This is a genomic window from Pseudomonas sp. F01002 (assembly GCF_004402115.1).
GTDB classification, from domain to species: Bacteria; Pseudomonadota; Gammaproteobacteria; order Pseudomonadales; family Pseudomonadaceae; genus Aquipseudomonas; species Aquipseudomonas frigoris.
The window spans coordinates 39,331-63,782 of the sequence record NZ_SOPU01000023.1 but is presented as its reverse complement, the minus strand read 5'-3'; the positions used below and the strand labels follow the sequence as shown (position 1 = coordinate 63,782).

The window sequence follows — 24,452 nt, the reverse complement described above, 5'->3', positions numbered from 1 at the left end:
CACACGGCTGCTACGCTTTTTTAAGCGCCATCAAATCTACTGTGATCCGCTAGAAAGGTACGACGATTATGAATAACACCCCGGGTGTTGTTGAACCCCATTCAGCCGGTTGGCGCTTTAAGTTGGGAATAGTCATTATCTGCTTGATGCTGGGTTCCTGGCTGTTGGTGCCACTCGCAGCGGCAGCCGATGTGCCGGGGTCAAAGATCGCTGCACTGACCGGCGTGCTGTTCATCAGCAACAAAATCCTGCTGATTCTCGCCATTGCCATCATGGGCAAGTCCGGATTCCAACAGTTAAAGCGCAGCCTGTTCGGTTATGTGTCCTCACTTGCACCCAGCACGGAAGTCGAAGTGGGCCCATTGCGTCATAGAGTTGGCATCGTGATGTTTTTTGTGCCGCTGATTTCCTCCTTTCTTGAACCCTACATCGACAGCATTTGGCCGGGGCTCAGACCCAACCTCTGGCAAGTTCAAGCGCTGGGTGACCTCATGCTGATCGGTAGCTTTTTTGTATTGGGGGGGAATTTCTGGGAGAAAGTGCGCGCCTTGTTTATTCGCACTGCTCGTGTCGCAAACACAAGTGCAGCGTGAATAACAATAGTGGGCGAGGGTAGTGAGTACTCGTGTGCTCAAGCTCTAATGGCTAGCTCTACTAAAGAGCTATTTAGCATAGTTATTATTAATCATATGCGTAGCCATAATAGAGTTAGCGCATTAATTGCGCGCTATTTCAAAGGCTGGAGGGCTCAATCAACATGACTACCAACACCTTTGATAAACACATTCCCAGCGCTGAGGCTGTAGTTGCAGCACTGAACCTGGAACCCCACATGGAAGGCGGTTTCTACCGCAGAACCTTTCAAACCGATCACCACGCGATGGTTGAGACCGCTGGGGGCCAGCGCTACCTGATGACATCCATTTACTACTTGCTGACCAAGGATTCGCCGACAGGTCATTTCCATCTGAACCAATCGGACATCGTGCATTACTACCATCTGGGAGATGCGATTCAGTACAGCCTGATTTTTCCGGACGGCACATTAAAAACGGTTGTGATGGGCAGCGATATAATCGCCGGACAATGTTTGCAGTTGCATGTACCGGGTGGTGTCTGGAAAGCTTCGCCGCTTACAAATGGATTGGCGGGATACGGCCTGATCAGCGAAGCGGTTACACCAGGGTTTGATTTTGCAGATATGGAATTGGGCAGTCAGCAAAAGCTTAGCGAGCAATTTCCCGAACATTCGCAGCTGTTTGAGAAGCTGACGGGAGAATGAGTGGCTGAGGCGATTTGATCGCTGCCAAATCTGCGTGCAACCGGGCTAATCTCGAAACACCTTGTTACGCGTAATGTATATTATGTTAAATTATGTGTCTGAGTGGAACTTCTTCCAAGGTTGTAGCGCACCGAACTAAATACCAAAAAAACGACTACTAATTATCTGAAATCGTGAGCCCGAATACCATTTTTGATTTTTAATCCACTTTTACAGAGATTATCTGCCACGTCGGACCTGGCAGCCTACAGACTTGTCGCCTCCGCGCTAACGGCCTAATATTGGCACAGCCACCAATGACGAGATTCAACATGACCAAGACAGCCGTTCAGATCGATTTGGTGTGGACTGAGGATGAGTCCCAAGCCATTTGCATCTATGCCATCCAGTCAAATGCAAAGCTTGCCTCGGAAAAAATGCATTGCCACCTTATCGAATGGAATGGCGAAGAAAATGAAATATATCCTGGGCTGCTGATCGATGAAGATGGTACTCACTGTAAGTATTCAGCCGAATGGGGATATAACAACCAGAGGATCGATTTTTTTTATTTCTTAGATCAGCCGCTAGCTGTTGGCCAACTAGTTACTCGTACTCAGATCTTATCGAGCACCCCTGAAAGTTTCACTTACAGAATAACCTCAATCATGTCCCTGCTCACCTGACCGCTAATAGACCGCCGAAGCAATTTTGAAGATAAACGTGAACTAATCGCAAGATAACCTCGCGCCCAAGCGCTATCCATACATTACTTCGGTTTTTTCACGGTCGCTGCGAAAATCGTCAGCCTGTCAGGCTGGTTCACTATATTTTCTTTACTCGGGTCGGTGCTGCGGTTGCTGGGCTTCAGAGGTGATGGCCAATGTGGGAACTACGAACGGTGAGCAAGATCATGAAGAGTGGTTTTCAGATTTCCGGAATTCGCGTGCTTGCCGCTTCCGAAATTACTAGTCACCCTCCCCCGGGCTTCAATCGCCTGATTCGGCCGGGTGACAGCGGAAATTTACCATCCTGGATGCCATCGACCTTTGTCTTTGGCTGCAGGTGTGAACGTTGAAACGAAAACGGAACGCTCAGCGGCTCGGAACTCATCTTTTTGCATCCTGACCTGTCGGTGTTATCACCAGCGCAGGATTGACCCAGTTACCGAAATTTCACTGACCCAAGCTCCTATCTTGAGAACCATTACCACGGCTGAATATTTGCCGATTCGTGTTGGAGAACCGTAAAAGTCGGACTCTGCCTCGGGACTATACATTTGCATCACGAATAGGCCTGAGCACTATGGCCCCGTTAACCAACTCGATACTCAGTGAATCACCGAGATTGAGATTCATGCTTGCGAGAAGTTCTGAAGGAAGGTCGATGATGACATCCCCACTTCCATCACCAGAGTCTTGGCATTTCACAGTTGTCTGCACGAATTCATTCATGGGGTACGTGTCCGGCCCTCGGCCAATGGGTTGCCTTACTATCCTACGCTGGCGGATTCCCTGCCGGCAGGTAGCAGCCCAGTCTGAACAAAATCGTACTTCAAGGCGCCCGACGTCCAGCTAGAAAGCTCGGCCAGCCGCCGGTATGGCGTCCTGTTATGGCTTCTGTCCTCGACAGTTCTGTCACGAAGAGTGGCAGAGAACGCAAAGGTTCATTCAGTCAGCTACGTTATTAGGTCGCAATTTATCCTCCAGTCATCAGATGTTTGTATTACGTGACCTATGATGTGATCGCTCCAATGCGGCGCTCATCCAACGTGGCATCCTGCAGGCACGAAGTGTAATTATTTCCATACTGCTTAACATTTTACAAATTTTCGTAACCAAGAGATCAGATGCACCTCTCGGACCAAGATAATATAGGGCGGTAAGCGCCTCTCCAACTCTAGTTCCTGCATGCTGCAACCGTTCGGCTGACGCATGCTGTAACCGAATCACGGCATTTCCCACTTTCAGATCGCGTGTATAGCCACTCGTATAGTAAACAGGCCTCACTTGCATCTGATTGCTCAACCTAAATCTGCGCACTGCTTCCGCCCCATGGATTTGGATAGTTTCTCCATTTGCCTGGGCGATTATGCTCATAATTTCCAATGGGCTCGCGCGGACTTTCCCAACATGCTTACCCCAGTGAGGCCGCATATAAATCCCGCGGGCCACACGCTCAAGTAAGCCTGCTCGTACTAGTCGTGTTAAAGATTTACTGATTGCTGAAGGTGAGCCGGCTTCGACGAAAACCATACGGTGAAAGGGCCTGCCTGAAGCCATCTCCAATACCTGATTTGAAATAATTTTCGAAACAGACCCCATAACTGTCCCTTATCCCCACGTAACTTTAAACTAATCGATAAGTGAGCCGATAGCGAATTCCGTTCCGTCGTAACCTATCTGGGAAACGATAAATGAGGGGCATCCGTTACCTCTTGGTAAGTTGGGATCTGCACCGATGTACTGACCAAGACTAATTTATCCTCCAATCGTCGAACTAAAGATCGGTCCCATTGGTGCCACTCCAGTGTCTGCGTGCTCTTCTATATATCCAGCAAGGAGCATCTGGCTATCGCTCGGGAAGTGACGTAAAAGAAATATCGCATCACCACGAATACGCATTGGTAGCGATTTGTCTTGGGACAGTTCTACCAGAAACTCTCTAGTCTGAATGACCGCACGCGTACGCTCATTTGGCATCGTCATTTATGGTTACCTACAATCTTCGGTCCTCGAAACACAGAGCAGGAACGCTCGCCCAACCCTTCACCACTCTAAACACCGCGATGTCGTTAAGAGTTAAACACGTCTGCTTTCAATGCTTTTTACTTTAGCCTGGATCCACAACGCATCTGAGCCCAGCTTGTGAGGAGGCATGCGGGGTATCTAGTCTTTTCATAGTTAATCTCCTTTCTTTCGATGGTGATTTTTATTTTCTCCTTTACCGAGGTGAATTAGGGCGTCGAAGATTTTTTGGGGCTTAACACTCTGCAGGCAGGGCGACTGACCGAGTTTATAAATCTGCCCGCCCGTCACTACGTGGCACACCTCCGCTGGAAAGCAACGTTCATTTCTCAAGACGACGACTTCTAACAGCGATTCCAGTTTCCAGCTGCCACTCTCGTTTATGGATCCGGGAGTGACGATATATGCCTCTTCCAGCCACACAGAATCAGTGCGGGCGCTCACGATATCAGCCAGATCTGATGCCGTAGACACCATCAACATCGTTCGCATCTCCTCGTCACCAAAGTCCTGTACTACTTTGAGGTAATACCATGGCCAGTGCACCTCATGCTCCACGTGGTGCCAAAACTGAACTCCGTCTGGTCCACTCGGCGCTGGAAAAATCGCAGACCGTTCAGTTGTCTTGAACACACAGCCCCCATAGATGTGAATTAATATCAGTTAGCAACCAATATACTTGGTGGTCTTATCCTACCTGCTGTCGCCTGATTGTGCCATTTTGTGGGGCTACAAAATGGACATACGGTCTTCACTCGGACAGGCGCTAAAGATGGCCCGTATGAGCAAAGGGTTGATTCAAGAAGATTTTGCAATTACGAGCAGTACAAATTTCATAAGCCTGCTCGAAAACGGTAAGACCAGCCCTACGTTGCAGAAGCTCGAGGCAATTTGCTCTACGCTTGATACACATCCACTGACGTTGGTGGCATTGGCTTACGCCCTTGAAAGTGAATCGTCGACTGAATTTGATCAATTGCTGCAGCGCGTAGCTGACGAAGTCCGAGACTTGATCAGCTTCCAGGCCCGCTGAGACAGGGGCAGAGGTTCAGGCGTCCGCGCTGAGAAACTCCTAGTCCCTCTACCCCGCATAGGTGCGATGGCGATTGAGTGTTCCTCACCGGGCCCATTCGCAAATGGCTCCCAGTAATCTCCTAGCTTCGGTGGTGGGAGGCACGGAATGCGCCATTCTGAATTTTGTGAATTAAAGCTGTCGCAAAGAGGCCCGGTTTCCGGGTGCCTCCAGGCACTGTAAAAAATTCGCAAAACTGTCTCAACATCCTAAAAAGCCTCTTAAGCGCCAACGTCTTGCGAATTAAAACTGTCGCACTCGGCTCGATGCAACCCTAGTCCCGCACGGAGCGAAGCATCAGCGTTGCCATCTCGGTGCATTGGGCGTAAAGCGAATTGATCACAATGGTCAATTTGCTAGAGTCGTAAGCGCCTGTTGCCATGCCATCTGACGTAGCTTTGTAAAATGCTTTGGAGTAGCTCTCCTTGTATTCCAGCGCTCCGTGATAGATATCCAACGACTCCTTGTAGTTTGTCCAAATCACCTGCGGGGGCGGTCGCCCCTTTAATCGAAGATCCAAATAGCATTCGATGGCTGCTGCACGGCCATTGATATCCACACTCTCGACACCGCTTGGCCCCCGGGCCGAAAAACTGCGTAGCTCTTCAAGGGCAGGCAGAAGCATTGCTCGCATGTTTGCCGGAAAGTTGAAACGACGGAGGCCTTCAAACGCCTCGACCCCTTCCGCATCGTTGTCAAATAGGATGACAACACGATTGTGGACATCAATCTTGATCAATCCCTCGGCAAACTTTGACAAGCTTCCTGTTCCGGAGAACGGATGTCGCTCCTCTATGTCGATGAACCGAAAAAAATCTTCGATATCTGGTCGGAGAAGCATGAGGGCTCTCTTCAGGATTCGAGTGTCGGAAGTCCCTTCAGTCACGATTAAATAAGTCTGAGATCGACGGGCATTGGGAAGGAAGTCTTCGTTTTGCGCCCAGCCCGCACTGACGAAATTGCCGTAATCCCACACCACATGAAGGCTTAGATTGGCCGCATTCTCAGCAAGAATTCGGAGATTGGAGTAAGGGTGGAGGAAGTCAATTAATGCGAAAAAATGGCTGCGTTCAGAGTAGGGGATGCGGACAAAAACTTGGACTGGTTATGCCGCTAAGTCCAGGCTTTCACGATACTCAATGGGACTGAGCGCGCCGAGGGAAATCTTTATACGTTTTTCGTTGTACCAGCGAATGTATGAATCCAAGGCCTGAATGAACTGCTCGATGCTCGTTGACTGCCAGTTGCGAGGATAGAACAGTTCCGTTTTCAGTCGGCCGAAGAAACCTTCACAAGCCGCGTTGTCTGGTGAGCAGCCTTTGCGCGACATCGAACGAATCAGCTTCGCATCAGCGATGCGCGATAACCAGCCGGGCCAGCGGTAGTGAGCGCCACGATCGGAGTGAACAACAGGCCGTTTATCGTTACTGGCCACCGTTTCGATAGCTGCATCCAGCATCGTGTTCACAAGCTCGGCGTCGGGACGCGTGCCGATCGACCAACTGATTACCTTCCCATCGAAGCAGTCGATCATGGGGGACAGGTACACCTTGCCTGCCGGGATCTGGAACTCCGAGATGTCGGTCAGCCATTTCTCATTCGGAGCTAGGGCCGTGAAGTCGCGGTTGAGGAGGTTTTCCGGCGCCGGACTGATCTCCCCGAGGTAGGAACCGTATCGACGCCGTTTCGGCTTGGCGACGACTAGGCACTCCTGCTTCATCAAGCGCTGCACCACCTTCTCTGAAAGGCGCACACGCTGCCTGCTCAACGAAGCTCGCATCCGACGGTAGCCATAGCAACGATGATTGCGCTCGAATATGTCCGCCATGGCACGACGCACTTCGGTGTACTTTTCCGCGACCTGCATTCGGGCTCGATGATAGAAATAGGAGCTTCGGGCCAAGCCCAACGCGTCAAGCAGCTCTAGCAAGGAGTACCTATGCCTAAGGGCATCAGCCAGCAATGTCTTCTCCCGATTGGTCAGGACTTGCCGGTTGATGCCCGTCTCTTTTTTTATGAGTTCATTCGCCCTCATCAACAGGTCATGTTCAAGCTGCAAACGGCGAACATCGAGCTGGAGAGATTCGAGTTGCCGCTGCAACTCCTCTCGTTCCGGTGACGATGAGGGTTCAAGTCGACACTTCATGGATGGGGATACCTCTGGGCCGAGTAGCTGGTTTTTCCAGTTGTACAAGGTCGGCCTGCACACGCCCAGCTTTTGAGCCAGGGCTTTCGCACTTTCTTTTCGCGTGCACAGCGCGATGACCGCTGCCTGCTTCACCGCTGGCGGCCGGGCTAACCCGTCTGATCGACTGACAACACGCGTATGCAACTCGGGGTGCATTTCGTAAATCCAGGCACGCAAAGAATCCCGCGCGGGGTAGCCCAACGCCTTGATGGTAGCGGCGATGTTGCGACCGTATTCGAGATAGTGCTCGACAGCCTTTTCCCTTTGGGCCGGTGAGTACTTCGACTTCGAGTTCTCGTAGCCACGCGGCAGGTCGAGGCATCGCTCATACTCTGCGTGCCAGCTCTTCAAAGAGTTCTTCGTCGGGTAGCCCAACTGACGAATAGTTGCCCCGGTTCGCTTGCCCAGTTTGATGTAGAGCTTGACCGCTCGGATACGGTCTTCGTATGAATACATGAACTACCTCCAGGTAGTCCAAGATTTCCGCCGCATCCCCCCTGGGTCAAAATCACATCAGTGCCAACAATCGTGTCACCTATCGGAGATAGTTGATCCTCAACGGAGGCTTTCACCGGACCTCTGCCGATCATGATTACAAAGCGTACTGGTTAAGTTAGATGCAATCGATTATCAAAACGAACGTAAACGGGGAGTCCACCAAGCCCACCTCGAACTACGTGTGTAAACCGACTTTTTCACTGTTAACTAATGTGGTTAACAGTGAAAAAAACTAGTTTACAGGGGCGGCACTGCAGGTGGTGCCTTTTCCAGCCGCGGGGGATTTAGTAGAAAGCCCCCCATATCCGTAGCGAGCCGAAAAAAGACGTACGAGTAAGCCCAACTCATGTGGCGTGAATCAGGCAGCCCCACCGATGCGTCAGAAGTCGCTCGATGTCACTCCCCCCGATATCTCCCATAGTTTATTTCAACATTGAAGCCCGGCGGTGAGCTTGCACCCGCGGGTGAGATGCTTTGGTGCAGACACAAGCGAGTGCAGCCTCCTCTCGCAAGCCTACCGTGCTCGCAAAGCGTTCATCACTAGATACGCTGATATGATGCGGTGTCACTTCGGCCGTTTAGGTTTGAGAGGGGCAACCCCATCGATGCCGCGCATGAACAGGCGATCACGATAGAACCCTTGTCCATGCGCGGCTGCTGCCACGGATTGATAGCTTGGAAAAGTGCATCCGTGCCGGCAGTGGCGCGTGGTTCGGGATGTCTGTCGAGCGGTTTTAAGCGTTTGAGCCGCGACGTAGTGCGGCAGCGGATCACGTTGTGTTGGTGATCACGCTACTGGGAAACGTCTGAGAGCATTTTTCCTAATAGACTCTCTAGGCACTTCAGCTCCCCAGTCGTGAGGCAACCCGTGAATTCATTCATGGCGGCGGCCTCCATCGGCGGGAACATCGATCTCAGTGATTCGCCTTTCTCGGTCAGCATCAGACGCACCTGGCGTCGATCCTGACCATCCTGTGTGCGGACGATCAGACCTTTGCGCTCAAGGCGATCGAGCATTCGCGTCATCGAGGCGCTGTGAATGGAAAGGTGTCGACACAACGCGACCGCAGTGTCATCGCCACGACCTACAATCCTCAGCACTTTGAGCTGTGCAGCAGTTATGCCGAGTGGCATCAGATGTCGATCCAGCAGCCGGTCTTTAAGTGCGGCAGTCTGCCCTAGCAATATTCCGAGGTGGACTGTTTTGAAACTGGCGGCTGAAAAATTGGCCATGTGCTCCCTCCTCTTTCAATGCATGGGCAGATCGTTGTGGATTTTCCCGCCGCGCTCAATCAATCAGCTCTCGGGCACCAGAATCTTCTGAATGGCTGGGCCGATGATCCGCACCAGTTCGTCATGTTCTGCAGCCACCATCATCGGCACGCCGATGATGCGTCGGCTGACCACCATGCCGACCAGCAAGGACGCTGCGAGGCCGGATCGCAGTTTGGCTTCAGGTTCCAGATGCTCGTGAGTACCGCCGAGCAATCGCGATTGAATGAAGGCGCGTAACTGATCGCGTGCCTGGTCATTAACAAAGGCGCCGCGAAGCGTGGCCATCAACGGTTCCGATTCTTCCGGGATGCCCTCCCATGCCGTGAGAAAAGCGCGCACTACTCGTTCGCCCAAGTGTTCGTCCGGGCCTTCATAGAGTGCGTCGAAACGCTCCAGCGCAGAGGCCGGGATTGCCATCACCGCCGCGAAGAGCTCGTCCTTGGAGCGGAAAAACTGCATCACTTGCGCCACGTCGACGCCTGCGTCTGCTGCCACCACGCGGATAGTCGTGGCGGCAAAACCGTCACTGGCAAAACGCGCACGTGCCGCTTCTAGCACCAGATGCCGCGTGCTGTTAGGGCCTGGCCGACGCCCACGACGCGGCGCAGAAGTGGTTTCTTTCTTCATAGTCATATCCAAATTATTACGAAACATCGTCCATATCAACGAGTGTTGAATTATTTTCTCGTCCGCCGTACCTTACTGGAATCGATCCCATAATCAAGAACAATAAGGAATCCAGCATGAGTCTGTCTCCTGCACCTGCACTGAGCCCCGTGTTAACAGGTATTTTTGCCGGCCCGATCGCCGGACTCAAATACCAGACCCCCACGCTATCCGGCGTGACCTCCGACAATGGTGAATTCCACTACCGCGCCGGCGAAGCCATCAGCTTCAGGGTCGGCGGTATCGTGTTGGGCGCTATACCGGCCGCGCCGCGCCTGAATCTGGCGCAACTGGCCAATCGTGTCGACGGCAAGATCGACAAGCTGCTCGATCCTTCCGTCACCAACCTCGCTCGTTTCGTGTACACCCTGGATCAACAAGGCAGCATCGAATCGGGCGTAAAAATTGCGCCGGTTGTGCATGAGCTGATTGGCGCCACACCGATCAATTTCAGCCCACCGGTGATGCCGATGGGCCAAGGCGGCGTGGTCGATTTTGCTAACGATCCGACCCTGCTGCAGATTCTCGAAACACTCAACGCCACGCCCGGTGTGTTCACCGACAAAACACCGCGCACACTGTGCGATGCCGCGACCAGCCGTAACGAATTACGCCGCAATATCCGCGGCATCATCAAAATGACCGATGTACGTATTCCGTTGCGCGACGGCTCCTACGTCTGCGCCGACGTCTTCCGTCCTGCCGAGCCGGGCGAATACCCGATCGTCATGAGCAAGGGCTTCTACGGCAAGAGCTTTTATCACGACTGCATTTGCAACGAGGCCGACGTTCTGCGCAAGGAGCAGATGGAGGATCGTTATTTTTCCGGCAATCCGGATGGCGCCCAGTACGAAAATCACGAGACCGTCGACACCTCGGTGTGGGTGCCGGAAGGCTATGTGTGCATCCGCGTCGACGCGCGTGGCGTGTGCAAAAGCCCGGGCCTGCAAGCGCCCTTCAGCGTTCAGGAAGCCGAAGATTATTACGACGCCATCGAATGGGCAGGCACTCAGCCTTGGTCCAATGGCAACGTCGGTTTGTGGGGCATGTCGTACCTGGCGATGGCCCAGCACAGTGTGGCCAGCCTGCAACCTTCGCACCTCAAGGCGATGATCGCGCAAGGCACCGACGCGGATATCTACAACGAAGCCCTGTACGGCGGCGGCATCTTCGGCTCCGGCTTCTGGAACTGGTGGTGGAAGATCTGGTCCGGCAACAACCACTGTGGCGAGCGTCCGGAAACCGACTGGATGGCACGCGTGCTGGCGACTCCGTTCAATGACATCAACGCCTATGGCCCGCGCGGCAGCATCTTCATGCGCCCGGACATGAGCAAAGCCACTGCCCCGGTGTGGATCGTCGGCCCGCAAGTCGGTGCGATCATTCACCAACTCGGAAGCAGCGAAACTTACATCCGTTCCACCGCTGCCAAAGCGCGCAAATTCGATTTCGCCGATGCCTGGTTCCCGGACTCCTACAGCAACAAATCGATCGCCGAACACATGCGCTATTTCGATTACTGGCTCAAGGGCATCGACAACGGCGTGATGGATGAAGCGCCGGTGCGGGTGCAGGTGCGAACAGGCAGCGGAGCTCACTTCGTCCTGCATGAAAACGAGTGGCCGATAGCGCGTACAGAATACCGTCGCTGGTACCTCGATGCTCGCCCTTCAGACTGGCAAAACGACGGTCGTCGTCCCAACGTGCTGCGCATCACCGAGTCGCTGCCCACCGAACAAAGCCGCGCCGAATACGACGCGCACCTTGATCTGGGCACGCCAACTCTCGCGCCGGCGGGCTCCAGTGACGGCACGCCACGTTGGTCGACCGGTATCTCGTTTGTCAGCGAGCCGATGAGCGAAGACATGACCCTCGCCGGCTACATGATGGTCGGGTTGTGGGTGGAATCGACCAGCGAAGATATGGACGTATTTGTCTCGCTGCGGGTTCTTGATGAGCAGGATCGCGAAATCCGTTACGAATCCGTGGTGCTGCCGGTGGATCCGTTGCACATCCATCCGGTCGGGCATGGCTTGTTGAAAGTGTCCCGCCGTGCGCTGGATGCCGAACGCACTACCGAATATTGGCCGGTGCACACCCACCTAGAGAAAGACTGCGCGCCGCTGCAGCGAGGAGACATCGTGCCGGTCGAAATCGGTCTCAACCCGAGCACCGCGAGGATCCGCAAAGGCTGCCGTCTGCTGGTGAATATCCAGCCTTATGCGCCGGCCGGCGTGCCGGTTCGTGCCTATGACAAGAGCTATCACGTCGATGCCGTGAACCGCATTTACACCGGACCGGAGTACCCGAGCTACCTGCAACTGCCGATCGTTCCCTGACCGATCAAGCGTTGTAGCCTTGAACGGAACCATGGTGTTCACCTGACGTAATGAGGTGAACACCATGCCCCCCAATCAGTCAGTGGCGATTGCACACTTTGGCGGTGGCAGCAGCGTGTGCTGAATCGCCGGGGCAACCACCGCCACCAGCGTTTCCCGATCGGTCGCGGCAAGAATCGGCACGCCGATGATTTGTCGTCCGGTCACTATTCCCACCAGCATGGACAACGCCAGACCTGCGCGCAGGCGCGCGTCTTGCCCAAGCGATTCGCCTGCGCCTGCAATCAATCGCGACTCAATGTAGTCGCGCAGTTGATGACGCGCCTGCTCGTTGACCATCGCATTTCTGAGCATCGCCATCAGCGGTTCCGACTCTTCTGGCGCTCCCTCCCACGCTTGGAGGAACGCGCGAACCACGCGCTCCCCAAGATGCTCGTCGGTGCCAGCGAAAACGGCGCCGAGCTTTTCCAGAGCCGATTCCGGAATATTCATCACCGCTGCAAACAGCTCGTCTTTTGAACGGAAAAACTGCATGACCATGGACACGTCAACGCCGGCATCGGCGGCCACGCGGCGCATCGTGGTCGCACCGAAACCGTCGCTGGCAAAACACGCGCGTGCCGCTTCAAGCACCGTTTGGCGGCTGTTGCCCGAGCCAGGACGCCGCCCGGTTTTGATTTCTCGGGCATCCGCTGTGGTGAGTTCTTCTGTGATTTTCATCGCGCCGATATTTCCCTGTGCGTGGTCATTTTTCTTTGTTCAGTGTGTCGAGATACATGCTATACATAAAAACTCAACACGTGTTGAGTTAATTGAAGACCAGAACTACACTCGCGCCGCTGCACTGCGCAAATCCAAGATCTGCACTACAAGAGGACCTCTTCATGAGCGATACCCTGCAGACTTTTACCCACGCCACAGCGTTGTTTGCTGGCGATAGCGGACACGATGCCTGCACGTTGCATACCGGTGTGTTTTCCGGTCCGGTTGCCGGGCTCAGATATCAGACTTCTACCCTTAACGGGATGACGAACGAAAACGGTGAGTTCCACTACCGCAAGGGCGAGCGGGTTGCCTTTCTGGTGGGCAACACACCGATCGGTTCCGCACTCGGCGCACCCCGACTCAATCTGGCAGACATCGTCAGCCGCGTGGACGGCAACATCAACAAGTTGCTCGACGCTGGACTGACAAACATTGCACGCTTCCTCTGCTCGCTCCACCGCGATGGACACCTGGATGGCGGCATCTGCATCGATCCGGCAGCACACAAAATTATCGGCCAGTATCGCCTCAATTTCCGCCACGATATTTCCTTTGCCGGCGTCACGCTGAACCCGGTGCTTGAGTTCGAACAGGATCCTTTGATCGCATCGGTACTCGCCGAGCTTTCGGCCGCCGGCGTCTTTGCTGATCGCACACCGCGCCAGCTCTGCCATGCGGCGACGGCACGCAATGAAGTCCGGCGAAATATTCTCGGTATTCTGCGTTTCAAAGACGTCAGAATCCCCCTGAAAAACGGCCTGCACGTGTACGCGGACGTGTTCCGTCCGGCCAAGCCTGGCCGCTTCCCGGTCATCATGAACTGCGGCCCTTACGGCCGAGCCTTCTACCATCACTCGATTGACGACGACGCCGACTTTGTCGCCCACGAGGACATGGAGGAGCGCTATTTCCACGGCAATCCCGAAGGGCAGGTGTTTGAGAACCACGAAACAGCCAACTCGGTGGATTGGGTGCCGCATGACTATGTGCTGGTGCGTGTGGATGGCCCTGGCTCAGGCAAAAACCCAGGAACACTTGCGCCATTCGGCATGGAAACGGCCGAAGCCTTTCGCGATGCGATTGACTGGGCGGGAGTACAGCCCTGGTCAAACGGTAATGTCGGGCTGTGGGGTATGTCGTACTACGCGATGAGCCAGCACGCAGCGGCAAGCCTTGAGCCGGAGCATCTGAAAGCAATGATCGCCATCGGCACCGATGTTGATCTGTACGACGAGGTCGCCTATACCGGCGGCATCCTCAACGAGGAGTTCTTCAGTCACTGGTACAAGGCCGGCGTGCTGGCCGCGGTGTGTGGCGAGCCCAATGCAGTCGACTTTATCGGCATGCTCAAGGAGGCCACGTTCAAGGACTCGGATACCACCAAGGCGTTCGGTCCACGCTCGACGATTCTGATGAACCCGGACATGAGTAAGGTGAAGGTGCCGCTATGGGCCATCGCCTGCACAACGCACATGGCGCACTTCCATCAGCTCGGCAGCAGCGAGGCCTATCTGGCCACGAACACGGCATCGAAGAAGATCGATTTCTGGGAAGACTGGTTCACCAAAGCCTATTCGCGCACCGCGATCGCCGATCATCGGGCTTTTTTTGACCATTGGTTGAAAGGCATCGACAACGGCATCATGGACACCCCGCCGGTGCGTCTTGAGATTCGAAGTGGCAATGGCGCCTCCTATATTCAGGAAGAACAAGAATGGCCAATAGCAAGAACGAACTATCCGCAATGGTTCTTCGACGCCACGCCATCAGACTGGCAAGGCGACGAGCACCGCGATGACTTTCTGCGTCTGTCGTTGAACCCTCCAGTCGTCAGCGGGCAGGCCGATTACTCCGCGCAAATTCCTTTGGCGCTGCGCACGGGCATCCCGCCGTGCTTTCTTCCCGTCAAACCCCCTTCAGTATTGGAAATATGGAAAACCGGCATTTCGTTCATCAGTGATCCCGTGACGCAAGACATGGTGTTCGCGGGGTATGGCAAAGCGCGGCTGTGGGTCTCCTCCAGCAGCGATGACATGGACATCTTCGTGAGCCTGCGTGTACTCGATGAAAACGGCCTAGAAGTCGACTACGCCGGCCCGACCACAATGGGCATGAACGTGCCCAACTATCCCTTGGCCAAGGGCTGGTTGAAGGCGTCGCATCGAAAAGCGGATGCATCGCGTACCACCGAGTACACGGTCAAGCACACGCATCTCAAAGCCGACCATGCACTGCTCGAAAACGATGAAGTGGTGATGGTTGAAATCGAGATCATTCCCAACACAGCGTTGATCCGCAAGGGTTACCGCCTGCGCGTGGACATACAGCCTTTCGACGGCGTCGATCATGGCCCCCGGCACGGATATGACAGTGCCTGCCACGACGGCGCGCGCAACACGGTCTACACCGGGCCGGATCGCCAGGGTTTTATTCAGCTTCCGATTGTTCCAGCGAAAGCACCGTTGCACCTCTAACAACGATGAGTACAGGAGATAGCTATGACGCTTGAAGAACTTGCCGCGCGCACCGAAATTCACGATGTCCTGCTGCGCTATTGCCGTGGCCTCGACCGGATTGACATGTCACTGGTGCGTGGCGCTTTCCATAAAGACGCCTACATCCACTTTCCCGAAAGCCTTCATGTCGGCGGCGCCGAGGGATTCTTTCAGTTCCTGACTGACGAAATGCCACGGTTCAACCGTACTCAGCATTTCCTCGGAAATAGCCTGGTCGAATTCGACGGCCCCGAGATTGCGTTCGTTGAAACCTACCTACAGGCTGACCACGCCGCTTCAGAGCGTCATCACTGGAACGGCGATACGGTTAAATTATGGGCGCGCTATTTTGATCGATTTGAACGTCGTGACGGTGTTTGGCTGATTGCCGAGCGGCGTCTTATGGTCGACTTGATGTACCGCTATCCCAAGGGAAACTGGTTCGACGATCATCCAGACGCTTCCGGCAGTCCGCGTGACGGCACCGATCGGGTATTGCGCAAGGTGGCCGGTTATTCGGGCACCCCGATCGGGCAAAAATCACTCAAAGACGCTTGATCGACGAACACCAGAGGGGCAATGCCCCTCTGCACCCTCCCCCGTAAAACCGCCGCGATTATTGCAACCTGCGAACGGCCGGCTTGTTGCCAAACCGGAAACGGCTGAGCAACTTAATGTGCTCCTGGGTCACATGTTGGATTGCACTGATCGCCGCCATCATCAGCGCTGAAGGCGTTGGCCGCGCCGGTTGCACCAACAGCAGCTCCAGCGTCAGGCCGGCACCGGCAAAAGGGTTGATCCTGAAGTCCCGCTCTGCGGGTTCAACACTGAAATCGTGGACGAATAGCAGACCGGGAAGAATTGCCATCCACTCGCTCTGCCTGATCAGGTCGAGCGTGGCCAGCACCGCATCGAGCTGGTAACAGGGGCCCGGCCCCGAAAGAGCTTCCAGTTGTGATCCGATCCACTGCGCATACTCGCGACTGTCAGGGGCCAACAGCTTGAACCCCGTCAGCTCGTCGAGCTCAATCAGTTCGCCATGCTCGAAGCCACTGTCATGGGTAATTGACGAAACCAGAAACGCAGGCGTGGCGGCAAATACTGTCGTGGACAGATCCGCCGGTGGCTGCGAAATCGATGGAATGATCGCAAAGTCGAGTTCGCCAGCCCGCACCATGTCGATCAGCATGTTGCTGGGGGCATCGATCACCGCGATTGACGCGTTAGGGTTCTGCGACATCAGGCGCAAATAGGCCGGCGCGAGCTGATAAGTCGCCAGTGTCGGCGTTACCCCGAAACGAACTTCGCCGGCCAGGCCCTGCTCGAAGGTGTCCAGCGCCTGCAGTGCCCTGGAATTGGCTGCCACCACCTCCAGGCAATGCTGGTAAAACGAGGTGCCTGCTGCGGTAGGTTCTACGCCTTTCTGTCGGTCAAACAGCTGCACGCCAAGCATTTCTTCGATCTGTTTGATGTGCTGGGAAATGCCCGACTGAGTGGCGAACTCACGTGCCGCCGCCGCCGTGAACGATCGAGTCTCGTACACCGCCACGAACATTTGCATCTCCCGCAGACCGGGTAGCGAGTCATTCATGGCGCGATACCTCATTTAAGTCTGCGTTTGACGATTGCTCGCCATGGGCGATACGGATCGGTATCGCGTTGATGTCTTCGGTGGCCTTCTTCAAAACCCCGATGAAGTTCTGGGCAATCGTCGACAAGGGTTTTCGCGCCGGCTCCACCAACAACATTTCGTCCCAGAGAATTGGATCGGCCAGCGGGTTAAGCGTGAAGCGTTTGCGCCGCAGATCGTCAGCGATAAACAGGCCGGAAATAATCGCCGCCCAGTGGCTGGAGCGCACCAGATCCATGGCGCCCAGCATGGACTCGAACCAGTTGAGGCGCTGCACGACTTGCACCCTGTGATCGATCAGATACTGCTCCAGCAGCGGTCGTCGCCCGATTGGCAGCACCAAGTGCAAATCCTTGATGTCGCTTAGGCGCACCGGTTCGCAGTGCGGTAAACCTGAATCAGGTGAGGACACCAGAAACGCCGGTGTTCTCGTGAACAACGATGTACTCAGCCCGACCGCCCCGCCACCGCCGTCGTAAGACATGCGTTGGGTGATGGCGAAATCCAGCATGCCACGGCGTACTGCGGTCGCAATCACGCTGCCTGCGCCTTCGGTAAGGTGCACGGAAACGTTGGGGTAAGCGGCTTCAAAAGCCAGCAGTGCGCGGCTGAATACCGAACGCGTCATGGTCGGAATCATGCCTATGCGCAGCGAACCGTCCGACGGCTCTGCGCGATGACCGACCGCGTTGCAGGCGCTTTCGTGCTGACGCAGCAACTGCACACATTGTTGGTAATAAGCATGCCCGGCGGGCGTGGGAATAATCGTGCGATCGCGGGCGAACAGGCGCACGCCCAATTGATTTTCCAACTGCCGAACGTGCGCAGACACGCCTGACTGTCCCAGCCCTTCGCGACTGGCAGCGACAGTGAAGGAGCCTTCCTCGTACACGGCAACAAACATGCGGATGTGCAGCAACTTGGGGAGCATCATGCGCGAAATCGTCTCTTATTATTGCTTGCTGAACACCGTCAGCAATTTATAGGTGGCTCGTACTCTATCCATATCGGGAATAGCTTGCCAGCCCTGATCCAACCTCGATTAACGGGCGCAAAATCACCGGTTGTGGACAGGCGAAAGAAGGGATTAACGAGGGTGACGACGGCAAGACTGCGCTTGCCGATCGCCCTTCAACCGGAGGATGACGCGGCTCAGCAGGTTTTCATCATGCCGCCATCGACAGCCAGCACCTGTCCCGTCACGAACTGTGCGTCCTCGCTGGTCAGAAACAGAATGGGCCCGACAATATCGTTGGGCGCCGCCATTCTCTTGAAGGCCTGTAAATTGACAATGCTATCGCGTACGACGTCGGGTATATGGCTGGTGCCCGGTGTCGCGGTCAGTGCGGGCGCGAGCGTATTGACGGTAATGAAGTCCTTGCCCAGATCATTCGCCAGTCCTCGGGTGAAGCCAATGATGCCCATCTTGCTTGCCATGTAATGGCTGACGCCAACGGCGTTGGTGACGATCGATGTCGAAGACACGTTGACGATGCGCCCCCAGCCATTAGTGCGCATCATCGGTACGAAGACTTTTGCGCTGAAAAACATACTGTCCAGATTGATTTCAAAGGTGCGTCGCCAGGTTTTGAAGTCCAGCGCATCGAAGTGCACATTGGGATAGATCCCGGCGTTGTTGACCAGAATGTCGCAGCGACCGTAGTGGTTTTTGACGACCTCGCCCGCAGCGATCCAGTCGGTTTCCTGGCTGACATCACAATGAATGGCAATGGCTTGGCCGCCCGCCTCCTCAATCAGCTCGCAGGTTTGCGAAAGATCGGCGATGTCCAGCAGGGCCAGAGCGGCGCCTCGTTGTGCCAGTTGAATCGCCAGTTCCTGGCCAATGCCCTTGGCGGCGCCCGAAACAACGGCAACGCGATTTTTATGGGTTTGCACGGCGTCTACCCCAAAGGTTGAAGGTTGTCGTTGCCCCGCCGCGCGACACTGTCGATTAGCGCGGCAAGGTCAGGGTTAGCCACCAAAACGCGGCTCTGGCAGCCCTTGCACACCCAAGCCACGCACGGCGAACAGACTCCCACGCATGACGTTGTCACCCGGATAGCGTGGCAACGGTGGTTTGGCCATCGAAGTGACAAATAACGTGTCCATCTCAGGCCCGCCGAAGTTGACGCTGGTGACCTTCTTCACCGGCATTTCGATAACCCGATCGAGGCTGCCGTCCGGCGCAAAGCGGCACAGCTTGCCGGCGTAGACCTGAGCATTCCAGAGGTAGCCTTCGGCATCGACCGTGGAGCCGTCGGTGGTTGTCGTCTCGGTAAAACCTGCTTTGGTGAAGGTGCGACGATTGGCGATGCCGCCGGTTTCGAGGTCGTAGTCATACGCCCAGATTTCACCGGAAAAAGTATCGGAGAAATAGAACGTCGAACCGTCGGGGCTCCAGCACGGCCCGTTGGAAATCGCAAAACCTGAGTCGAGCGTATGCACCGACAGATCCGAGTCGATGCGAAACAGCGCGCCATCAGCGAAGCCCTCGCGGGTGTCCATGCTGCCGACGATGAAACGCCCACGGGCGTCGACCTTGCCGTCATTCAAGCGGTTATGCGGCTTGTCAGCCTCGGGATTGACGATCAGCTCGGTCTCGCCCGTGTCGAAGTCGAGGAAGTGAAACCCCGAACCCAGCGCCACAATGGCACCGCCATTACGACGCAGCGCCATCGAACCGATGGTGTCGGGCATTTCCCACGTACGCACCTCGCGCCCGTCAGCGGTGCAGCGATAAACGCGACCGCCGACGACGTCGATCCAGTACAGGCGCTGCTCCTGCACATCCCATACAGGGCCCTCACCGATGGTGGTCTTTACGTCCACCAGAACATCGATCTGCATGTTATCTCCTGGATTTTCCTGAACTGGTATGAGGCGATCCGACCCAAGCTGAACCGCGATATTGAACGGAGTTGCTTAGGCTTTTGGCGGTTCGGCAATGGTGATAAACACGCCGTAAGGGTCTTTGAAGCTGAACCAGGTCATGGTCAGGTTTTGCCCAGGCTTGCGGATGATGATGTCTTTGGGCTCGCAAACCACTTCGACACCTTCGTACGCGCTGATCTTTTCAAAGGCTTCGCGAGTGTTTTCAACCAGCAGTGCAAGACGGGTAATCCCGACCTGATTCATCAAGTCATACGGGCCATCGCCGATGATCGTTGCCGGTTTGGTGTACTCGATCAGGTTGATTTCGGTGGCGTGCTTGGCATCGGCACCTGCGGTAAGGATGTGATGGGCGTAAATGCTGATCTCATCTTCGGCGAAACCCAGCAGCGGGCCATCCGCTTCATCGGTTCTGGTTTCAAAGGTCGAAACAAAACCCAGTACATCGCGGTAGAACTTGAGGGCCTGATCAACGTCCGGGACGGTGATGCAAACGTGAAGCAGTTTTTTTACCAGTGCGTTCATGACTTTTTCCGCCCTTTAATTAGCCGTTCCAGGTGTTAGTGAGGTCGTAACGCGTTGCCCATTGGACGTCATACACCTTGTCGCCCCAGGTCTTTGTCTTGTCTTCACCGGCTTCAATGCGCGACGGGCTCTTCATCCAGTCTTCGAATTTTTCCTGGCTGTCGAATTCATAAATCGTCAGGTACGTCGGGCACGGCTGGGTGGTTACGCCGACGTGATAGGTCTCCTCGGCCAGTTTGAAGCGGCTGACTTTTCTCACGCAGTCGCCCTGCATCAACATCGGTACATGCACGTCGTCGTACCAAACATTGAACTTGTCTTCGTCTTCCGCTGAGCAATTGATGCCCACTGTCCAGATAACGCTCTGGTCATTCATGGTTAAGTTTCCAATATAAAAAGTTGCTCTTCGCCAGAGCCCCACAGTGGAATTTCGGGCAATAGAATCCCCAGACCACTTCCGCCAAACAATCGGAAGTGGATCCGTCGTTGCTATTAACTGATTACTTTTTTGCGATGGCTTCGAAGAACCGGACCTTGCCTTCTTCGCGATGACTGCGCAGCGTGTGAGTGGTCATCACTGGATGCTGTTCATACGCGGGTTCAGGCACATTCGGATTGCCTGTCCAGGAAATCAGTCGGCACACGCGATTGCTGATGCGCCAGCCCTTATCGGTGCGCACCAGAATATCGTCGTACCAGCCACGGCCAACCCAGTCAGGGCCACCCACTGCCGAATCACGGGACAGCAGCCAGTCGCCGTAGGTCAGCGCGTAGGCCGTATCGCCCTCCACGTGTACGCAGGAACCGGTCATGGTGTGCATGTGATTGGTCAGTGTTTCGTGGAAGTCCTTGAAGGCGAACTTCAGCGCACCGATCGACTTCCAGACCGCGCCGGCCGGCCCGAAATCAGCGTGGGCATCCTCGGTAAACACCTCGTCCAGCAAGTCCCAGGCGTGAGCGTCCAACGCGACGCCATACAGGTTGATGACATCAATAATTTCGGACTTGTCTTGTGTGACACTCATTTAAATTCTCCGATTTTTCCGAGTAATAAATTCTACAAACACGGGTTACTTGCAGTACTCAATCACTTCCAGAACGTTGTCGAACGGGTCTTTAAACGTCAGGATCTTGAATTTGCCGCCGGTTGGCGCGATCACCACTTGTGGCTCGCACAGGAAAACGATGTCGCCGCGCGCCTTGAGCTTCTCATGAATGGCATCGGTGTCGTCTACACCAAACGCCATACGGTTAATGCCAGCGTGGTTCAGCGGCGCGGAAGCGTTTTTGTTGACCACGGTTTTTGGCTCGACGAACTCGATCAGGTCGATAACGGTGGCGTTGTCCTTGTCTTTGCCGACGAGGTGGTCGGCATGGATTTCAATGATCTGGTTCGGGAAACCAAGGATTTCACCGGGCGCCCTTTCGTGGCGCAATTTGCCGATGGACTCAAGGCCGAGCACGCCACAGTAGAACTCAAGTGCAGCATCGATATCAGCGACGGTGATGCACACGTGAAACAGGCGATTGATATAGCGATCCATGGTGTTTCCTTATTTTAGGTGGTGTGAAAAATCAGGTTGATGGGTTACGGCAGGCATCTTTCGAATACCGGCTTCTCGGGTTTGGTGGCGGATAAGGGTGCAGAGACCGCTGGCGGCGGTGCTTGTTCGGTGACCTCGACGACGGCTCCGACGCGTGCGCCAGGCAGCAGAAACCGCGCCAGTGCCGGGATCAGTACCAAGGCGCCGAGCATGTTCCACAAGAACATGAACGCCAGCAGCAGACCCATGTCGGCCTGGAACTTGATGCTGGAGAAATGCCAGGTCGCGACCGCCGCCGCCAGCGTGATACCGGTCAGCAACACCACGCGGCCGGTGAACTGCAGCGCCGTGGCATAGGCTTGTTTCAACGTGGCACCGGCACGCATTTGCGCAAGCGTTACGCTCAATACGTACAGCGCGTAATCCACGCCGATGCCGACGCCAAGGGCGATCACCGGCAAGGTCGCCACCTTGACGCCCATGCCCAGCGCGACCATCAAGGCTTCGGCCAGAATCGAGGTGAGCATCAGCGGCAGCATCGCCACCAGCACCGCTCGCCATGAGCGGAACGTCACAAAGCACAGCAGCGCCACGGCCCCGTAAACCATGAACAACATCTGGTACCAGGCCTTGTGAACCACGATGTTGGTGGTCGCGTCGATCCCGGCGGAACCGGCCGCCAAGAAGAAGGTGGCGTCCTTGTCATTGTTTTTGGCGGCAAAACGCTGGACCAGATCGACCACTTGCTGCAAGGTCTCGGCGCGGTGATCACGCAGGTAGGCGTACACCGTCAACAGGTTGCATTCTTCGTTGTACAGTTCACGTGGCGCCCGGGCGGTGATGGTGTTGAGCATGCTTTGATTGCTCGACAGGTCGTACCACAGCGGACTGCCCTCGTTCATGCCGACCATCAGGCGCCGTTGCAGCCGCGCAATCGACTGCGTGGATTCGACGCCGGGCAGATCCATCAACGCCCATTCCAATTGGTCGACCCGACGCAATACGTCGTACTGGCTGCAGTTGCCTTCGGATGTCTTGACCATGATCGCAAAGAGATCATTGCTCGCGCCGTAGTTGGTGGTCAGGTAGCTGACGTCGCGGTTGTAGCGCGAATCGGCTTGCAGCTCCGGAGCACCGGGGTCGAGATCGCCGACCTTCAGCTGCGTGCCGACGGCAATGCCAACCACCGCCAGCACTACCGCCGTAACGATTGCCGCCGTGGCACGACGGCCTTCGGTGAAACGCACCAGCCAGATAAAGAACGCACTGCTCTCCCCGGCGGCGGTTGCCGATTCCCGGCGCACGGCGCGCTCGGCGGCTTTACGGCTGACACCGACGTAGCTCAACAACACCGGCAGCAGGATCAGATTGGAAATCACCAGCACCAGCACGCCGAGGCTGGCGGCGATGGCCAGTTCGCGGATCACCGGAATGTCGATCATCAGCAGCACCGCGAAGCCGACGGCGTCCGCCAACAGTGCAGTCAGGCCCGCGAGGAACAGGCGGCGAAAGGTGAAACGTGCCGCGACGTAACGGTGTGTGCCCCGACCGATGTCCTGCAGGATGCCGTTCATTTTCTGCGCGCCATGGCTGATACCGATGGCAAAGATCAGAAATGGCACCAGCATCGAATACGGGTTCAGCGAGTAACCCAGCAGCGGCAGCAGGCCCAGTTGCCAGAGCACGCCGGTCACCGAGGTGATCACCACCAGCGCGGTGCTGATCACGTCACGGTTGTACAGAAAAACCATTGCCGCACAGATGATCAGTGCGATGAAGAAGAAGCCGATCACCTCCTGCATGCCATCCATGAGGTCGCCGGACAGCTTGGCAAACCCGGTGATGTGAATGGCCACCTCGTCACTGCTGTACTTGGCGCGCAACTGCTCAAGCTGCTTGGACAGCGCCGCGTAGTCCAGCGGTTTGCCGGCCGCGTCATGTTCCAGCAGCGGCACCTGAATCACCGTCGAGCCGCCGTTGACCGCGACCAATTGGCCGATTTCGCCCGAGCGCTGCACGTTCATGCGCAACTCTTCGATTTTGGCTGGCGAGCCGTCGTAGTGCGCAGGGATCACCTGCCCACCGTCCAGTCCGTCTTCGGTCACCGCTGTCCAGCGCACGTTCGGCGTCCACAGCGATTTCATGAAAGCACGATCCACGCCCTGCAGGGTGAACACGTCATCGTTGATCTGACGCAGCGTTTCCAGATAGCGCGCGTTGTAAATGTCGCCCTTGCGTGCCTCCACCGCAATGCGCACCGAGTTACCCAGGCCCGTCAGCTCTTTTTTGTGTTCCAGATAATTGGTGATGTACGGGTGGCCGGTCGGAATGGTCTTTTCGAAGCTGGCATTGAGCTTCAGGCTCAGCGCGCTGAAGCCCAGCAGGACGGTGACCAGCACGCACAAACACAGCACCAGGATGCGGTGGTTGAACACGGCGCGTTCGAGCACATTGCCCGAGCGCGGATCAAAGTCTTCGAGCCGGCAAGCGCCGGTCTCAGCAGGTTTCACTGTGGTCATGTCATTGGACTCTTATAAGGCGCGTCGAGTGAGCGTTCA

Annotated in this window: 25 protein-coding genes and 1 pseudogene; 7 read left to right on the top strand and 19 right to left on the bottom strand. The window is 55.5% G+C overall.

What is annotated here, in order from left to right; translation table 11 throughout:
• Positions 1-68: 68 nt before the first annotated feature.
• The 3 genes from E3W21_RS19460 to E3W21_RS19450 all read left to right on the top strand — a co-directional run bounded on the left by E3W21_RS19460 (position 69) and on the right by E3W21_RS19450 (position 1,947).
• Positions 69-593, top strand: a complete 525-nt coding sequence (locus E3W21_RS19460; protein ID WP_129444011.1) for a transporter suffix domain-containing protein — start codon at positions 69-71, stop codon at positions 591-593.
• Between the two features lie 164 nt (positions 594-757).
• Positions 758-1,282 (top strand): cupin domain-containing protein, encoded by a 525-nt coding sequence (locus tag E3W21_RS19455; protein ID WP_129444013.1) that lies wholly within the window; start codon positions 758-760, stop codon positions 1,280-1,282.
• A 311-nt stretch (positions 1,283-1,593) separates the two neighbouring features.
• The gene (locus tag E3W21_RS19450; protein ID WP_134421511.1) at positions 1,594-1,947 is read left to right on the top strand and encodes a hypothetical protein; all 354 of its coding nucleotides are present in this window, start codon (positions 1,594-1,596) and stop codon (positions 1,945-1,947) included.
• 585 nt (positions 1,948-2,532) lie between these two features.
• Here E3W21_RS19450 and E3W21_RS31875 read toward each other — a convergent pair.
• From E3W21_RS31875 to E3W21_RS19430, 4 genes are all read right to left on the bottom strand, one after another.
• Positions 2,533-2,715 carry an AbrB/MazE/SpoVT family DNA-binding domain-containing protein gene (locus E3W21_RS31875; protein ID WP_134421510.1) on the bottom strand — a complete coding sequence of 61 codons (183 nt, stop codon included), beginning with the start codon at positions 2,713-2,715 and terminating at the stop codon, positions 2,533-2,535.
• Between the two features lie 258 nt (positions 2,716-2,973).
• A complete protein-coding gene (locus tag E3W21_RS19440) occupies positions 2,974-3,543 on the bottom strand; it encodes a DUF6088 family protein (RefSeq protein WP_134421702.1) in 570 nt (189 codons plus the stop codon).
• Between the two features lie 198 nt (positions 3,544-3,741).
• On the bottom strand, positions 3,742-3,963 hold the full coding sequence (locus E3W21_RS31870; protein ID WP_305955701.1) for a BPSL0761 family protein: 222 nt from the start codon (positions 3,961-3,963) through the stop codon (positions 3,742-3,744).
• A gap of 201 nt (positions 3,964-4,164) precedes the next feature.
• Positions 4,165-4,641, bottom strand: coding sequence for a hypothetical protein (locus tag E3W21_RS19430; protein ID WP_134421508.1), 477 nt, complete (start codon positions 4,639-4,641; stop codon positions 4,165-4,167).
• A 139-nt stretch (positions 4,642-4,780) separates the two neighbouring features.
• On the opposite strand from E3W21_RS19430, the gene E3W21_RS19425 reads away from it, so the two are divergent.
• Positions 4,781-5,041 (top strand): helix-turn-helix domain-containing protein, encoded by a 261-nt coding sequence (locus E3W21_RS19425; RefSeq protein WP_256661595.1) that lies wholly within the window; start codon positions 4,781-4,783, stop codon positions 5,039-5,041.
• A gap of 313 nt (positions 5,042-5,354) precedes the next feature.
• Here E3W21_RS19425 and E3W21_RS19420 read toward each other — a convergent pair whose 3' ends face one another.
• The 5 genes and pseudogenes from E3W21_RS19420 to E3W21_RS19405 all read right to left on the bottom strand — a co-directional run bounded on the left by E3W21_RS19420 (position 5,355) and on the right by E3W21_RS19405 (position 9,668).
• A complete protein-coding gene (locus E3W21_RS19420) occupies positions 5,355-5,921 on the bottom strand; it encodes a hypothetical protein (protein ID WP_256661594.1) in 567 nt (188 codons plus the stop codon).
• A gap of 69 nt (positions 5,922-5,990) precedes the next feature.
• Positions 5,991-6,164, bottom strand: a pseudogene (locus E3W21_RS31865) (HEPN/Toprim-associated domain-containing protein); the annotation flags it as partial.
• Positions 6,165-6,185: 21 nt separating this feature from the next.
• Positions 6,186-7,724 (bottom strand): IS3 family transposase, encoded by a 1,539-nt coding sequence (locus tag E3W21_RS19415; protein ID WP_134421506.1) that lies wholly within the window; start codon positions 7,722-7,724, stop codon positions 6,186-6,188.
• 834 nt (positions 7,725-8,558) lie between these two features.
• Positions 8,559-8,999 carry a MarR family winged helix-turn-helix transcriptional regulator gene (locus tag E3W21_RS19410; RefSeq protein WP_134421505.1) on the bottom strand — a complete coding sequence of 147 codons (441 nt, stop codon included), beginning with the start codon at positions 8,997-8,999 and terminating at the stop codon, positions 8,559-8,561.
• Positions 9,000-9,062: 63 nt separating this feature from the next.
• The gene (locus tag E3W21_RS19405) at positions 9,063-9,668 is read right to left on the bottom strand and encodes a TetR family transcriptional regulator (protein ID WP_134421504.1); all 606 of its coding nucleotides are present in this window, start codon (positions 9,666-9,668) and stop codon (positions 9,063-9,065) included.
• A gap of 116 nt (positions 9,669-9,784) precedes the next feature.
• Here E3W21_RS19405 and E3W21_RS19400 point away from each other — a divergent pair, with 116 nt between their 5' ends.
• A complete protein-coding gene (locus E3W21_RS19400) occupies positions 9,785-12,046 on the top strand; it encodes a CocE/NonD family hydrolase (RefSeq protein WP_134421503.1) in 2,262 nt (753 codons plus the stop codon).
• A gap of 75 nt (positions 12,047-12,121) precedes the next feature.
• Here the strand turns inward: E3W21_RS19400 and E3W21_RS19395 are convergent, their stop codons facing one another.
• Entirely contained in the window at positions 12,122-12,766 is a 645-nt protein-coding gene (locus tag E3W21_RS19395; RefSeq protein WP_134421502.1) for a TetR family transcriptional regulator, read from the bottom strand.
• A gap of 164 nt (positions 12,767-12,930) precedes the next feature.
• On the opposite strand from E3W21_RS19395, the gene E3W21_RS19390 reads away from it, so the two are divergent.
• The gene (locus E3W21_RS19390) at positions 12,931-15,285 is read left to right on the top strand and encodes a CocE/NonD family hydrolase (protein WP_134421501.1); all 2,355 of its coding nucleotides are present in this window, start codon (positions 12,931-12,933) and stop codon (positions 15,283-15,285) included.
• Between the two features lie 24 nt (positions 15,286-15,309).
• Entirely contained in the window at positions 15,310-15,864 is a 555-nt protein-coding gene (locus E3W21_RS19385) for a nuclear transport factor 2 family protein (protein WP_134421500.1), read from the top strand.
• Positions 15,865-15,922: 58 nt separating this feature from the next.
• Here the strand turns inward: E3W21_RS19385 and E3W21_RS19380 are convergent, their stop codons facing one another.
• From E3W21_RS19380 to E3W21_RS19340, 9 genes are all read right to left on the bottom strand, one after another.
• Entirely contained in the window at positions 15,923-16,897 is a 975-nt protein-coding gene (locus E3W21_RS19380; RefSeq protein WP_134421499.1) for a LysR family transcriptional regulator, read from the bottom strand.
• Complete coding sequence (locus E3W21_RS19375; RefSeq protein ID WP_134421498.1) at positions 16,890-17,870, bottom strand: LysR family transcriptional regulator; 981 nt, start codon at positions 17,868-17,870, stop codon at positions 16,890-16,892. The genes E3W21_RS19380 and E3W21_RS19375 overlap by 8 nt, the downstream gene beginning before the upstream one ends.
• A gap of 218 nt (positions 17,871-18,088) precedes the next feature.
• On the bottom strand, positions 18,089-18,832 hold the full coding sequence (locus E3W21_RS19370; protein ID WP_134421497.1) for an SDR family NAD(P)-dependent oxidoreductase: 744 nt from the start codon (positions 18,830-18,832) through the stop codon (positions 18,089-18,091).
• 75 nt (positions 18,833-18,907) lie between these two features.
• Positions 18,908-19,783 carry an SMP-30/gluconolactonase/LRE family protein gene (locus E3W21_RS19365; protein ID WP_134421496.1) on the bottom strand — a complete coding sequence of 292 codons (876 nt, stop codon included), beginning with the start codon at positions 19,781-19,783 and terminating at the stop codon, positions 18,908-18,910.
• Between the two features lie 75 nt (positions 19,784-19,858).
• Positions 19,859-20,350, bottom strand: coding sequence for a VOC family protein (locus E3W21_RS19360; protein ID WP_017337778.1), 492 nt, complete (start codon positions 20,348-20,350; stop codon positions 19,859-19,861).
• A 19-nt stretch (positions 20,351-20,369) separates the two neighbouring features.
• On the bottom strand, positions 20,370-20,726 hold the full coding sequence (locus E3W21_RS19355) for a DUF4286 family protein (RefSeq protein WP_017337777.1): 357 nt from the start codon (positions 20,724-20,726) through the stop codon (positions 20,370-20,372).
• A 124-nt stretch (positions 20,727-20,850) separates the two neighbouring features.
• A complete protein-coding gene (locus E3W21_RS19350; protein ID WP_127195497.1) occupies positions 20,851-21,375 on the bottom strand; it encodes a nuclear transport factor 2 family protein in 525 nt (174 codons plus the stop codon).
• Between the two features lie 45 nt (positions 21,376-21,420).
• Positions 21,421-21,894 carry a VOC family protein gene (locus E3W21_RS19345; RefSeq protein WP_134421495.1) on the bottom strand — a complete coding sequence of 158 codons (474 nt, stop codon included), beginning with the start codon at positions 21,892-21,894 and terminating at the stop codon, positions 21,421-21,423.
• A 44-nt stretch (positions 21,895-21,938) separates the two neighbouring features.
• Positions 21,939-24,413, bottom strand: coding sequence for an RND family transporter (locus E3W21_RS19340; RefSeq protein ID WP_134421494.1), 2,475 nt, complete (start codon positions 24,411-24,413; stop codon positions 21,939-21,941).
• Between the last annotated feature and the right edge of the window lie 39 nt (positions 24,414-24,452).